Below are 12,417 nucleotides of genomic sequence, written 5' to 3' on the forward strand. Positions count from 1 at the left end.
TGGTTTTCCGCAATTTGCCCACGTAAATCCGTTAACATTTCAATGTCATGGAGTCTGCTATGAGCGATCAAATCATTACCGAAGGGCTGAAAAAGGTTCTGACAAAAGGTGTCTTGGGGGCTGTTGCGCGCGTTGAGTTCAACGACGGTTCTGCGATCGTAATAACGAGTACGACAGATACGCAGGACGTCTCCTGGGATTCGGACGAGAAGGGGACCTGTCAGTTATTGTGCTCAAAAGACACCTTCCTTGATCTCCTGTCCGGTCGGCAGGGAGCAACGATGGCTTTTATGAAGGGGCAGTTGAAGGTGAACGGCGACATGGGCGTCGCGTTGAAGCTATCTCAATTGATCTGAATCAGATATGCGGGCACGAGCGTTGAATTACAGATCGTGCCTACATTTATAATCAATGGCTATTGCTTGATCCACAACGTCTGGTGAGTCATATCGGGCGTTTTATAAATGATTTAGGACACGTCTGGGTGGTTTTCGTTCGGCGGTCTGCCGTCTATGGCGGCAAGCCCTGAAAAACGTCGTAGTGTAATCGGCTTCAATGGTCACGCTATAAACGCCTTGCTGACTTCTACATACCTAGTCCCAGAAATGCACATCCTTACCCTGAGGATCGCTTCGCGTCACATACCCGAGACAGGAGCCGTATTTGGTAGTTCCGCACGTACGGGTCTATGCGGGGGGGGGGGCGGCAGGTAACTGTCGTCCCTACCGCGACCCTTCAACGGTCCCCGCATCTCGCTCACGCTGTAGCCGGGCGCGGTGACGGCAATGGAGGCGACAGCGACACGCCCGAAATTGTCATCGACAAATGGGCCCTGTGTTCCCGTTGGAAAGTTCGCGCCTGCCTCGGCGGCTTTATTGCGTACTTGTTGCCACAGCACCCCCAGGTCCTTGATTTCGTCGCGAGCCGTCACCTGGATCACCACGCTGCCGGGGTGGATGGTGGTCACGATGTTTTTGATCTGCGACAGCTCGCGCAGCTTTTCTTCCGTGGGGCGGGCCAGCAGTTCTTCGACGCGTTCGCTGGGCCGCCCGGGGAACTGGATACTCACCAGTGCGTCGCGGATGGTCACTGAGGGCTCTTCCTGGGTCGGGAAGTTCAGGAGCGTTGCCACGCCTGCAAGCAGGATCAACAGGGCGGCGAATAATGTCAGGCGGCTCGCACCCAATGCGTGACGGGTCAGATTGATCATTCGGTCGTGCTCAAACGGCTGGAGGACTGAAGCAGGTTGACGGCCTGGCCGTCGTTGAGAAACGCGACGCCGGTGACCACGACTTGCTCGCCATCCTTGAGACCTTTAGGTCATCAGCACAGTGCGTACCGATTCAGCAGAGCTATGGCTTTGTTGGTTTCAGTGTATCTGGTCGGTAACTGCAAGCGCAGCCTCTGCGACATAGCGGCAGGTCCCCGATAAACTGAATCTAGAGGCACGGAAGCGGTAGGAGGGGCGTGTTGACTACAGCCTACAGCCCGAGCGTTTAATCTTCATGGTTCCTGGATAGTTATTGGCGCGCCGAGAAATGACCAAAGGTCCGTACGTCTGTGCGGCGTGAAAACTCCAGTTGTCAGTGTTTTTTTATTTTGCGACACCAGAAATCAAGTCGGTGTGAATAGCAACGCGTGTCGCAACCTCCGGGCAAGGGCTCGAGGGGTCAGGCGGCCGAGATACTCACCCAGTAGGCTGTCGTCCGGCTCACCACGACCGGTAATGTTTGCGCAACCGCTTCTAAAGCAAAGTCGGTGTTATCAAGCGGGAAAATTCCGCTGACGCGTATCTGCGCGGCCTGTGCCGACAAACGAATTATTCCGGTGCGATAGCTTCTCAATGCTTCGATCAATGTTCCAAGAGGCTGGTTATCTATTTCAACAAAACCATTAATCCAGGCGCTTTCAGAATCTGAAGATATCTGGTGCAACGCTATGCCTTGGCTGCTGATAAGCGCACCGTTGCCCGCTAGAAGGGGCGTCGTGCTTTGTCGCGTGCTGACTTGGGCCGTCTGCTTGAGCGCAGCAACGTGCGTGACTCCTTCGCGTGCCGCGACGGTGACAATCCCGCCGTTGAAGTTTATCTGGCCCTCTGCCGTAGTGACGAACACGGGGGGCTTGGAGGGGAGAGCATCTATATAAATCTGTCCGCTGAGCAAGCGAATATTTCGCCGGGTCTCATCGAAATCCAAGTTAAGTCGGGTTCGGGCGTTCAAGGTGAGAACGGTGCCGTCCATCAAATGCTCTGTTCTGCGCTCGCCGGTGTCTGTATGGAGGTCTGCGAAAAGCCCGGCAAGAGGGGTACGTCGATTGTACACCCAGCCGCTCGTTGAGGCGACGGCGGCAATGGTCAGCGCCATACGCAAAAACTCCCGTCTGTTACTGCCTCTTTTCAAGGTCTCTCGCAGTGCGGGTTGTGCCGCCAGATGTGGCATCCTGCCCAAGGACTCCTCAATCTTCGCGCACGCCTGATTGTGGCTCGAGTGCAAAGAGCGCCAGCGCTGAAATGCAGCTAGTTCTTCTTGCGTCATTTCTCCCGAATGCAGTTGCACCATCCACTCGATGGCTTGTTGTATAACTGCGTTGGGTACCTCAATTCTGGACATGGTTTTCGAACACTCGGATTTAGGCTATCACCAGATAACATTGGGTCATGGCCTTAGTCATGTACTGGCGTACCATGCTGGATGATACGCCAAGTTCACTTGCAATTTGGGCATAAGTGAGCCCGTCAAGCTGACTCAGAAGGAAGGCGTGCCGTGCTTTGGTGGAAAGTCCCTCCAGGACTTTGTCGATCGCGATCAGCGCCTCTAGCAAAAGGTGCTGTTCTTCCGGAGAAGGATGAACTCGTTCCGGGGCAGCAGCTAGAGCATCCAGGTAGGCCCTCTCCAGTTTTTTTCGCCGTGAACCTTCGTACATGACTCGGTTGGCAATGGTAGTCAGCATTGCTCGGGAGTCACGCACGCTTTCCAGCGCAGCTAATGTCGAGAGCTGGAGGAAGGACTCGGACGCGACGTCCTCCGCATTGTGTCTACAGCCCAACCGATACCGCAGCCGTTCGGCGAGCCATCGATAGTCACTGCGAAAGATTTCGGTAAGCAAAGCAGGTTGGCCAATCATTGCGCTGGACATGAGTCGACTATCTCGCGAAAAGCAGCTATCCGGACTCCGCTCACACCCGCAGCGGAAATTACCACGAGGGACATGCAAGGTAAATGCCACCTCAAAAGATTGGCTATGATGTAGCAAGATCCCTCGGTTAATCTCATCAAGGATTGAATCTCAGCAACATTCAAGGGCAAAAAAAACAAGCCTGCCAGCTTATGGTGCGGTGCTCAGCGTACTGTGTTGGGGGAGCTGGTCTGGGCCGGGAGAAGGTGTAAAAGCTACGCTCCATTGGATCCATCCGATGGCTAAAGGGATCATACGTTCGAGCGAGTGATTTCTAACCTGCGCTGTTACTTTTCTTCTCCTATCGCACATATAAGGTAACAATCCTACATGTGTTTGATAAATCCTCTTCGGAACAACTTGATGCTCTTTTCAAACCCATTGCTAGCTGGAAAAGTTCTACCAAATTCTTCTGCTAACAGCATAGTACGTTACTGCGGCGCTCGATGAAGTGTTGGCCAGCGATCGGCATACGTACCGAACTCTGGTCGGCTCGGAATACGCTCGTTTTACGTGGTAAAACTCCGCACATCAGATGGACGAATGCAAGCTGCGGTGGATGCGTTGTGGAGTACGGTCGACCATCCGAATTCGGTCTGAAGTAGGTAGCAATGCGTGATGCTCACCAATAGTCTTGGGCGAAGTATTCGATGTACATTACCGAGCTTGGTCAAAAAAAATTCTACGATCTTACGAAACGCTATTGGAAAACGTTGAGTATGTTGAGTTCGATGCTACTCAGAGAGCCGTGATCGATAATGCTTCTCGGAAGCTTCAGACTGTCGGGCTGTCGGGTGTAGAGAAGCAGCATCGTTATCGCGAACGCCACCCGCTGCTTAACCGATTGGGTGGTCAGTTGAGCAACAATGTACGTGACGCGACCAAGGCCGCGTATCGACTGACAACCAATTATGAATCATCTGCTCATTTGGCAAATAAATTTGAAGCTGTACACTTCAATTGCTATTACATCCTTGTGTGGAAGAGATTCTTAACGCTATTCTTAATTGCACAGCAATACCTACACAGCCGCCTGACTGTGCTCTCATATATTTTTTACGGATGGAGTGAGCATAAACACGGGAGCTTCCAAACTCATTGAAATTTGGCTCCTGTCGCCGTGATTCACTACATCATCTATCCGCGAATTAAAAAGGGATACATTCTGATAACGAATCATAGGCAAGTAGTCTCCACTGACTGCGCACCTAGGATCTGAGTGACCCGCTTCCAAGTAGCTGAACGTCGAAACGGCCTTGCCGAAGATTTTCAACCCCAACATTTTGGCTAACCGACGCCAACACTTGTTTTATAGAGAGCTGAGAGAACCCCCGCAGACATGAACATGTCTGAGGGGGATATCGGTTGCGTTAATACTTCAGGCGGTTCCGCCAACTATCAACCTGTCGATCTTGAGCGTTGGTTGGCCGACACATACCGGTACGCTTTGCCCGGATTTTCCGCACGTCGCGCCACCATTATCCAGAGCCAAGTCATTGCCAATCATGCTAATGACCTTGAGGGTGTCCGGTCCCGACCCGGTCAAAGTAGCGCCTTTGACAGGTCGTGTGATCCTGCCGTCCTCGATGAGGAAGGCAAGCTCGCTCTCGAACGTGAACTGTCCACTGACGATGTCGACCTGCCCGCTGCCCAAGTTAGCAAGATAGAGGCCTCGCTTGACCGTGCTGATGATTTCCTCGGGGCAAAATTCGCCATTGAGCATGAAGGTGTTGGTCATGCGCGGCATCGGCAGGTGCGAATAGGATTCCCGTCGTGCGTTGCCGGTGCTGGCATGGCCCATCAAGCGGGCGTTAAGGCTGTCGTGCATATAGCCTTTGAGAATGCCGTCCTCGATCAGTGTGGTGCGCTGGCCTGGTTCACCCTCATCGTCGATATGAAGAGATCCGCGACGTCCCATTAGCGTGGCGTCGTCGACAATGTTGACACCGGGCGCTGCAACACGCTCGCCTATTTTATCTGCGTAGATCGAGGTGCCCATCCTATTGAAGTCACCCTCGAAGCCATGTCCCATGGCTTCATGCAGCAGCATCCCCGGCCAGCCTGGCGCAATAACCACAGGCATGCTGCCGACTGGTGCAGCTTCCGCCTCGAGGTTAGTCAATGCAGCATCGACTAGACGACGGATTTCCTCGTCCAGCCGAGTGGCGTTGAACAGGTTGAAGTCACTGCGTCCGCCTAGACGTCCGCTGCTGCTTTCCATTCGTCCATTCTGGTTCACAAATACGCGCATTTGTAGGACGAGCATCGGTCTTACGTCGGCGGCCAGTCTGCCGTCGTTGCGCATGATCATGACTATCGAATGACTCAGGTGAAGATGTGCCATCACCTTAGACACGCGAGGGTCCCGCGCGCGGGCTTTGCGATCAACCGACTCGAGCAGTGAAATTTTTTCGGCTGCATCGCAGGCTTGCAGCGGGTCGTCATGCCCATATAAACCTAGGCGTGAGACTGACGCATTGTTCAGGGCTATCCGGGCGTCACCATGGGCGGCGACGTTTCGGACTGATCTGGCCGCCGACATTAGCTGTTTCGCGTCAATCACCTGGGAATAGGCAAAGGCGGTCTCGTCGGTGTGTAGGGCGCGTAAGCCGAAACCCTGATCCACGGAGTAGGATCCGGACTGAACGACGCCGTTTTCCATCGACCAGTCTTCTTTCTTGATCGACTGCAGATAGAGGTCGGCATAGTCGACCTTGTGTTCGTGAATACTGGCGAATGCGCGATGAATATCGGATAAATCAAGGCTGTTAGGCGCCAGCAGGATTTCGCTGGCTATTGATAAATGATTGACTTCAGAATGGGACATAAAAATTTACCTCAGCTTATTCGCCAGAAATTTGCATCTGGTCAACCAAGATTGACCCCGTACTGAAGGAGCCTTGAATGAACCTGTCGCTACCGAGCCCAACAATGCCCATGAACATCTGCGCCAGGTTGCCGGATATGGTGATGCCGGTTACTGCATGTTGAATGACGCCATTTTCCACCCAGAAGCCTCGTGCTCCTCGCGAATAGTCACCGGTAATCATGCGAATCCCGTTGCCAGTTAGACTGGTGACTAGTAGGCCAGTCCCCAACGCTTTCAGCATGGCAGGGAAATCGTCCCTCGACTGAGTGCGGCTGCTGCTAAGCAGCAAATTGGAAGGACCGAAGCCGTTGCCAGTGGGTGTTAGGCCAAGCCGGCGAGCGCCATACAGCGATAGAAAATAGCCATTCAGACTGCCGCCATTGACAACATATCGCTGCAGCGGGGCGATCCCATCACTGTCGAATGCGAGACTGCTGTTACCCGCTAAGGCGTATGGATCTTCGTAAAGACTTACATGATCAGCCAGTACTTGCTGCCCCAGCTTGTTCCTAAGGAAGCTGGACCCGGTATAAAGCGCCTGGTCGCTGATGGCTTGTGTCAAGTGGCCAATGAGGCTACAAGCGCTCCTCGCATCAAACAGCACTGGGCTACGACGGCTGGTCAGCGGTTGCTGGTTGAGATATGCGCGCGCATTAACCCCGGCCTTTCGACCAATGTCTTCGGGCTGGGGAATTAATGCGAAATTGCGTGCTCCTTCAGACCACATATCCATTTCGCTGAAGTTGGCATTCCGCCCCAATGCTGAAGCGCCAAGATTGTGAAAAGACTGGGTAGTGCTGCTGTTGAATCCTTCACTTGTAGCGAGCAGGTAAAACAACTGGTTGCTGTTTATCCACACGCCTTCGCTTTGCACGTCGTCGCCAACGCTTGCCAAGCCTTCTTCCATTCGAGCAGCCAAACGCATCGCTTTAGCTTCATCAAGGTCCCACGGATGAAACAGGCTCAGTTCTTTTGGGGCGCGGCACAGTTGTTCTGGGCTGGCCAGCCCGGCGGCAGCGTCCTCTCCGGTAAACCGGGCAATAGCGCAGGCTGCTTTCACCGAATCTTCAAGGGTGCGGCCCCTCAGGTCGGTTGAGTTGACCGAGCCCTTTTTCTGGCCATTGAAAACGGTCAACGTAAAGCCACTGTGGGTTTCCCGCATGCGAGAAGTTACGCGACCCTGGCGCATACGCAGGGATAGACCGGTGCTGTGTGAAAGACTGACTTGAGCCTGGCTTGCGCCCTCGACGGCGGCGAGCTTGAGGATTTTATCTGCAAGCGCTGAGTATTCCTCAGCGTTGCTTGAGATTTCGATTGCCATTTTTAAGTGCTTTCCTCAGCGCCGGCTTATGTAAAGGCCGGAGCGCGGTTCATAATATGAATGAATTGTTGTTGCAGTACGGACGTGACGGGGCGGAGACCTTGGATATCATTCTCGAAGAAAGCTTTTTCTTTACGTTGATATTCATCATTTTCCTGATTCCATTGACGCTGATATTCGGCCAGCTCCTCATCAGTAAACCTGCCATCGGCAGTGAGCCCTAGTCGCTGCGTGAACCAGACATGCCGACGCTCTTCGGTCTGGCGGTCCTCAAGTGTCCAGCCGCTGAGGTGCTGTGCCACGGGGAAACAGAGCGACATAGCAAGGTTGAAAATATGGATCCACTCGTCTGACTCTGCAGCGGCCGGAGGAGGGGATAGCGACTCGATTAAGGCGCGGGTCAGTGCTGCTGCACGGTCGCTGGGGACCTCGATGTTCTTCACCCGTTCAGATAGTTCCAGAAACAAGTCACGTGCAGGATCCCCATCAAGGTAGATATCTGCCTGCCTGATCCAGTCATTCCGCAATGCCTCAATTTTGGGTACTGCCGACAGCAACAGTGGCCAGTCAAAGGCTGTGGCGCTCATAAATTGGCGAATGAGCTGTAGCGGTATCAAATTAAGGTCCGTGCCCGGCTTGAGTGCGGCTAATAGCGGGTTCAACGCACTAGCCGTGGAGGCTCGGGCGAAATCGAACGCCCGCAAAAACGAGCCTTGAAGCCCGGTCAGCCGTTCAAATACAGTGGTATCCGCTGAGTGCACCCAAGCGGCGCAAGGCGTGCCTACGCCATCTAGCCAAAAAGGTTCGCGTGCCGAGCAGACTTGACCATTTTCAGCGTGCCGCAGGAGTCGCTCGCATAGAAACTGCTTGAGTTCGCCGTCTCCATAAAATGCACCGTATTTTGCTGCGTCTAACGCTTTCGGGGCGGGCTCACTGACATTTACGTCAAATTTCATTACCCAATCCTTGAGCTGTGTCAGCGTCTTGGACCCCAATTCACGTCCGACTTCTTTTCCATCCTTGAACAATAGTAAGGCGGGAATACCCCTGACGTTGAAGCGCGCCATGGCGTCAGGGTATTGTTCAACGTCGAGTTTGGCGATGATTAGATTTTCGCTTGTCAGGCTGGCCAAGCGCTCCAGGCTGGGGGCCAGTCCACGGCAAGGGGCACACCACGGGGCCCAAAGGTCAAGCAGAACGGTTGTACTTGCGCCATAGACATCGGCGGCCAGAGATTCTTCTGTCACGTTCAAGATATTAGACATTATGTTGCCTCAATTCTTCAGATACAGGGTGTACGGATGGAAGCGCACAAGGGATTCACGGTGGGCCACACTAATCACTGCGCTGTCGGACAGTTGCTGGGTCAGCGCGTCGTATATCTTCTGTTCCGTCTCAGGGTCCAGCGCGCTGGTGGCCTCATCAAGAAAGACGAATTCTGGACGCTGGAGGAGGACGCGAGCCATGGCAAGACGCTGTTGTTCGCCACCGGATAACGTTTGTTGCCAGTGCTCATTGACGGAGAGCGAGTCCACCAGGTCAGGCAGACAGCAATCTCGGAGTGCTTGGCGGCACTGGTCGTCCGGGAATGCGTTGCTGGATTGCGGATAGCAGAGGGCGTCTTTCAAAAGCCCTTGCGGAATATAACTTTTCTGCGGAAGGAACAATGATGTGCTTGCACTTGGAAGCAACACCTTGCCCGAACCATAGGGCCACAGGCCTGCGCAAGCTCTCAGAAGAGTGCTTTTGCCGCTTCCAGAAGGGCCAGTAATCAACCATCGCTGACCTTTTTCAACGCTCCAGTCGGTGACATTATTCAGCCGTTTTGCATTCGGCAAATTCAAAGTCAGATTTTGACACTGCAGGATCGAGTCAGTGCCTCGCACATATGCGATCTCGCTGGCATGATGCTCGACCTTACTGATCGCACAGGTCAAATCGCGTAGTCGATTGGTAAGTGCCAGCCAGTTGGTAAATGTGATATACGCTTGCGGGAAAAAAGCGATCGTGTTGGAAAGCATCATGTAAGCGCCGGTTATTCGAACCATGTCGCCGTAGGTGATCTTGCCCGTTAAAAGCAGAGGTAGCGCCAACAAGGTTGGCAACAAGTGAAAGAGGTTGCTGTAGAAGCTTTGGCCAAACATAACGATAAAGGTCTGAAGCAAAATACGTTTAGTGTTGGTTTTCACGCGTTCAAAGAGTGTGTACATTAGCTCGCGTTCTTGTGGACCGCCCCGATAGAACGCAATCTGCTCCGCGTATTCACGTACCTGCATGCCTTGATGGCGGAAATCCGCTTCAACGGTCTGTTTGTGCATGTTCAGCCCAATCAAAGATTTGCCCAGCCAATGTGATAGCCAGAGATGAAAGAAGCAGTATGCATAAGCCGCGTAAACCATGTATCCAGTTACACTGAACGAATGGTCAGCCAAGGTGAAATCTAGCGTGCCGGAAACAGTCCATAGAAGCACGGTATACGTAACCGTATTGACGATTACGCTCACTAGGGAAATGAGTAAGTTAATACTTTGATCGGCCGTAAGCCGGATGTCCTCCGCAATGCGTTGGTCAGCGTTCGATATCAGCTGATCCCGTTCCAGCGCATAAAAAATAAAGTGACTGGTCCACTTCTCTAGATAGCTGTGAGTCATCCATGTGCGCCACCTCAGTTCCAAATGGCCGGAGGCGTACGCGCTAGCAATAGGTAATAGCGCAGTTAGCCCTCCCAGCAGCAGGCTTGCTACAAAAAGCGGCTTAAGCGTTTCCAAATCAAGCGCAACAAGTGCGTCCGTTAGTTTACCCTGAATGCCGTTCAACGCGACAAAACCAAAAGTGCTTGAGAACCCGATCACAAGTATGGCCCCGAGCATTCCCAGCGCCATCCAACGCTCCTCGGATACCCAATAAGGCAGCAGAACTTGAGCGATGCTAGGTCGCAATACCGCGTTAGCATCCCTGGTTTTTTTCGGCAAGGGACTAGCCTGTCCAGTAGTGGCAGACGTTTCAAAACTCATGGCAGCTACTCGTATTGAACAGGGGGGTTGTCAGTGGCTGGGCGTGGCATCAGTCACGAAATCAATCTTCGATAACCCACCCTTCTGAGCCGCCGCCAACAAATAGACGACGCGCTCATAACGGACCTGTTTGTCGGCATAGACGCGCAGCACGGGCACGCTAGTCTGTACTGCCGTGACGGCAACGCGTTGAGCCAGTTGGATGTCATCAACTGGTTCCTTGTCCCAAAGAATGGTCCCGTCAGGCGTAATAGAGATGTCGATGCTTTTTTCATCAGAGGCAATGGCGTGCGCATCGCCCTTGGGCAGATCTACTTTCACTGCCTTATTGATCACCGGGAGGGTAATGATGAAAATGATCAGCAATACCAGCATAACGTCGATCAACGGTGTCATATTAATATCGTTGAGCAAAGCGTCATCGCTGTCGAATTGCGAACCTTGAGACATGCTCATCAGCTTCGGCTCCCTTGTTTGGTCATCATCGGAGCCACATTCGAGGACGTGCTGGACTGTCCGCTCGCGTTATCCAGATTGACCCGCGCCCCGGTCAGGAAGAACGCGTGCAGGTCGTGCGCAAATCGGCTTAGCTGATGCACTGCACCTTTGTTCTGCCGAGCGAGGGTGTTGTACCCAAGCACGGCTGGGATGGCGACGAATAAACCGAACGCTGTCATAATCAAGGATTCACCGACGGGCCCGGCCACTTGAGCAAGTGACGCATCGCCGGTGGTGCCAATTACCTTAAGGGCGTGGTAAATACCCCAGACAGTGCCGAACAGACCAACGAATGGAGCAGTGCTTCCGATCGAAGCGAGAATGGCCAAACCCGCTTGAAGTTTGGCGATGTGATCATCCAGCACTTCTTTGAGGCAACGAGCTAGCCAGTCGCTGAGATCGAATCGCTGGTGCAGCTGTGAGCTTCGGTCGTATTGATGTGCGTTGGCAGCATGCCCGGCCAGTGCTAGCTCACGAAATGGGCTGTGCTTAGGGACCGATAAGCCTTCGACGCCCTCTATGAAATTACTAGCATTCCAGAACCGCAATGCGTGCTTTCTATGACGGCTCAGTTTGAGCAGTTGCCCTGTCTTGAGCAGCATGACGCTCCAGGACAAAATAGACATGGCAATCAATACAAACGCAATTGTCTTGGAGACGTAATCGGCCTGATCCCAAGCGTAAGCTAATCCTAATTCCTGCATATCTGATACCTCGTAGGCTGTTCTATCGGGTCAAACGAAAGGAGACGGGTTGGGCTGCACGCACGGCAATGGCCCGTCCGTTTTCGATATAGGGGGAGCATGCCGCGCTCATGACTGTGCGACGTGCGGCTTCGTCAAGTTCTTCGTTTCCACTGCTGCGAGCAACAGATGCTGATTGCACCAGACCCTGGGCGTTGATCAGCACGGTCACGAGAACATTGCCTTCAATTTTCAGGCGGCGGGCTTGGCGTGGATAATCGGGAGCGGGAACGCGACAACCCACTGTTTGGACGTCTTTGGCCCCAGCCGAAGGCAGATCCATCAGTTTTTCCTGATTTTCGCTCGGTGCTTGCGTAGTGGGTTTCGAAGGCACCGCTATAGGGTCAGCCGGTTTTACGTTTTCAGTTGGTTTTGGCTCTACAGATTTAACGATGGGCTTAGGCTTGGGTTTGGGGACTGGCTTGGGAGTTGGCTTCGGTGGCTCGGCCTTTGGTATTTCTTGCGCCACCGTTCGCTCTGCTTTCTCGACGGTTATAACAGGGGGCAGCGGTTGAGGTGGCACAATCTGCGTTGGGGGAACCTGCGGTGCCGTAACCATGTTGATTCGCACACTGGAAGGCGGCGCAGTGCTAGCGAGTGTGATTTCTTTATCGGCGCGCTGATAAAGGACAATCGCGAAAACGACTACATGAGCAATGACCACTGCGGTGAACGGAAGCAAAAAAAGCCAGGAGCGACGGTTGTCCGTCTCGCAAAGTGCTTCGGGGACCCAGCAGGGCCGGTATTCGGCGTTTTCTAAGTAAATCTTGAGATTGGTCATGGCGGGCAGATTCCTCA

General features: G+C 53.4%; 10 protein-coding genes and 1 pseudogene. 1 reads left to right on the plus strand and 10 read right to left on the minus strand.

Features of this window, described 5'->3' with window-relative positions; all coding sequences use genetic code 11:
• Positions 1-59 precede the first annotated feature (59 nt).
• Positions 60-356, plus strand: a complete 297-nt coding sequence (locus QK296_RS18700; RefSeq protein WP_108538181.1) for an SCP2 sterol-binding domain-containing protein — start codon at positions 60-62, stop codon at positions 354-356.
• 377 nt (positions 357-733) lie between these two features.
• On the opposite strand, the pseudogene QK296_RS18705 reads toward QK296_RS18700, so the two are convergent.
• The 10 genes and pseudogenes from QK296_RS18705 to QK296_RS18750 all read right to left on the minus strand — a co-directional run.
• Positions 734-1,210, minus strand: a pseudogene (locus QK296_RS18705) (efflux RND transporter permease subunit); the annotation flags it as partial.
• A gap of 460 nt (positions 1,211-1,670) precedes the next feature.
• Positions 1,671-2,609, minus strand: coding sequence for a FecR domain-containing protein (locus QK296_RS18710; protein ID WP_108538475.1), 939 nt, complete (start codon positions 2,607-2,609; stop codon positions 1,671-1,673).
• A gap of 19 nt (positions 2,610-2,628) precedes the next feature.
• Positions 2,629-3,135 carry a sigma-70 family RNA polymerase sigma factor gene (locus QK296_RS18715; RefSeq protein WP_108538476.1) on the minus strand — a complete coding sequence of 169 codons (507 nt, stop codon included), beginning with the start codon at positions 3,133-3,135 and terminating at the stop codon, positions 2,629-2,631.
• Positions 3,136-4,552: 1,417 nt separating this feature from the next.
• Positions 4,553-6,001 carry a metalloprotease TldD gene (gene tldD / locus QK296_RS18720; protein WP_108538477.1) on the minus strand — a complete coding sequence of 483 codons (1,449 nt, stop codon included), beginning with the start codon at positions 5,999-6,001 and terminating at the stop codon, positions 4,553-4,555.
• A 16-nt stretch (positions 6,002-6,017) separates the two neighbouring features.
• The gene (locus tag QK296_RS18725) at positions 6,018-7,364 is read right to left on the minus strand and encodes a metallopeptidase TldD-related protein (protein WP_282391173.1); all 1,347 of its coding nucleotides are present in this window, start codon (positions 7,362-7,364) and stop codon (positions 6,018-6,020) included.
• Positions 7,365-7,390: 26 nt separating this feature from the next.
• The gene (locus tag QK296_RS18730) at positions 7,391-8,629 is read right to left on the minus strand and encodes a thioredoxin domain-containing protein (protein ID WP_108538479.1); all 1,239 of its coding nucleotides are present in this window, start codon (positions 8,627-8,629) and stop codon (positions 7,391-7,393) included.
• A 9-nt stretch (positions 8,630-8,638) separates the two neighbouring features.
• Positions 8,639-10,378: an ABC transporter ATP-binding protein/permease gene (locus QK296_RS18735; protein ID WP_108538480.1), complete on the minus strand. Its 1,740-nt coding sequence runs from the start codon at positions 10,376-10,378 to the stop codon at positions 8,639-8,641.
• Positions 10,379-10,408: 30 nt separating this feature from the next.
• Positions 10,409-10,834, minus strand: coding sequence for a biopolymer transporter ExbD (locus tag QK296_RS18740; protein WP_108538481.1), 426 nt, complete (start codon positions 10,832-10,834; stop codon positions 10,409-10,411).
• Complete coding sequence (locus QK296_RS18745; RefSeq protein ID WP_108538482.1) at positions 10,834-11,580, minus strand: MotA/TolQ/ExbB proton channel family protein; 747 nt, start codon at positions 11,578-11,580, stop codon at positions 10,834-10,836. The genes QK296_RS18740 and QK296_RS18745 overlap by 1 nt, the downstream gene beginning before the upstream one ends.
• Positions 11,581-11,602: 22 nt before the next feature.
• Positions 11,603-12,400 (minus strand): energy transducer TonB, encoded by a 798-nt coding sequence (locus tag QK296_RS18750; protein ID WP_158275431.1) that lies wholly within the window; start codon positions 12,398-12,400, stop codon positions 11,603-11,605.
• Positions 12,401-12,417 lie beyond the last annotated feature (17 nt).

The organism is Pseudomonas sp. AL10 (assembly GCF_029960685.1).
Lineage (GTDB): Bacteria > Pseudomonadota > Gammaproteobacteria > Pseudomonadales > Pseudomonadaceae > Aquipseudomonas > Aquipseudomonas lactis.

Excerpts from the sequence above, each read along its gene's own strand:
- QK296_RS18730 (WP_108538479.1), bottom strand. The coding sequence starts at position 8,629 with ATGTCTAATATCTTGAACGTGACAGAAGAATCTCTGGCCGCCGATGTC.
- QK296_RS18715 (WP_108538476.1), bottom strand. The coding sequence starts at position 3,135 with ATGTCCAGCGCAATGATTGGCCAACCTGCTTTGCTTACCGAAATCTTT.
- QK296_RS18710 (WP_108538475.1), bottom strand. The coding sequence starts at position 2,609 with ATGTCCAGAATTGAGGTACCCAACGCAGTTATACAACAAGCCATCGAG.
- QK296_RS18740 (WP_108538481.1), bottom strand. The coding sequence starts at position 10,834 with ATGAGCATGTCTCAAGGTTCGCAATTCGACAGCGATGACGCTTTGCTC.
- QK296_RS18735 (WP_108538480.1), bottom strand. The coding sequence starts at position 10,378 with ATGAGTTTTGAAACGTCTGCCACTACTGGACAGGCTAGTCCCTTGCCG.
- QK296_RS18745 (WP_108538482.1), bottom strand. The coding sequence starts at position 11,580 with ATGCAGGAATTAGGATTAGCTTACGCTTGGGATCAGGCCGATTACGTC.
- QK296_RS18750 (WP_158275431.1), bottom strand. The coding sequence starts at position 12,400 with ATGACCAATCTCAAGATTTACTTAGAAAACGCCGAATACCGGCCCTGC.
- QK296_RS18725 (WP_282391173.1), bottom strand. The coding sequence starts at position 7,364 with ATGGCAATCGAAATCTCAAGCAACGCTGAGGAATACTCAGCGCTTGCA.
- QK296_RS18700 (WP_108538181.1), top strand. The coding sequence starts at position 60 with ATGAGCGATCAAATCATTACCGAAGGGCTGAAAAAGGTTCTGACAAAA.
- tldD (WP_108538477.1), bottom strand. The coding sequence starts at position 6,001 with ATGTCCCATTCTGAAGTCAATCATTTATCAATAGCCAGCGAAATCCTG.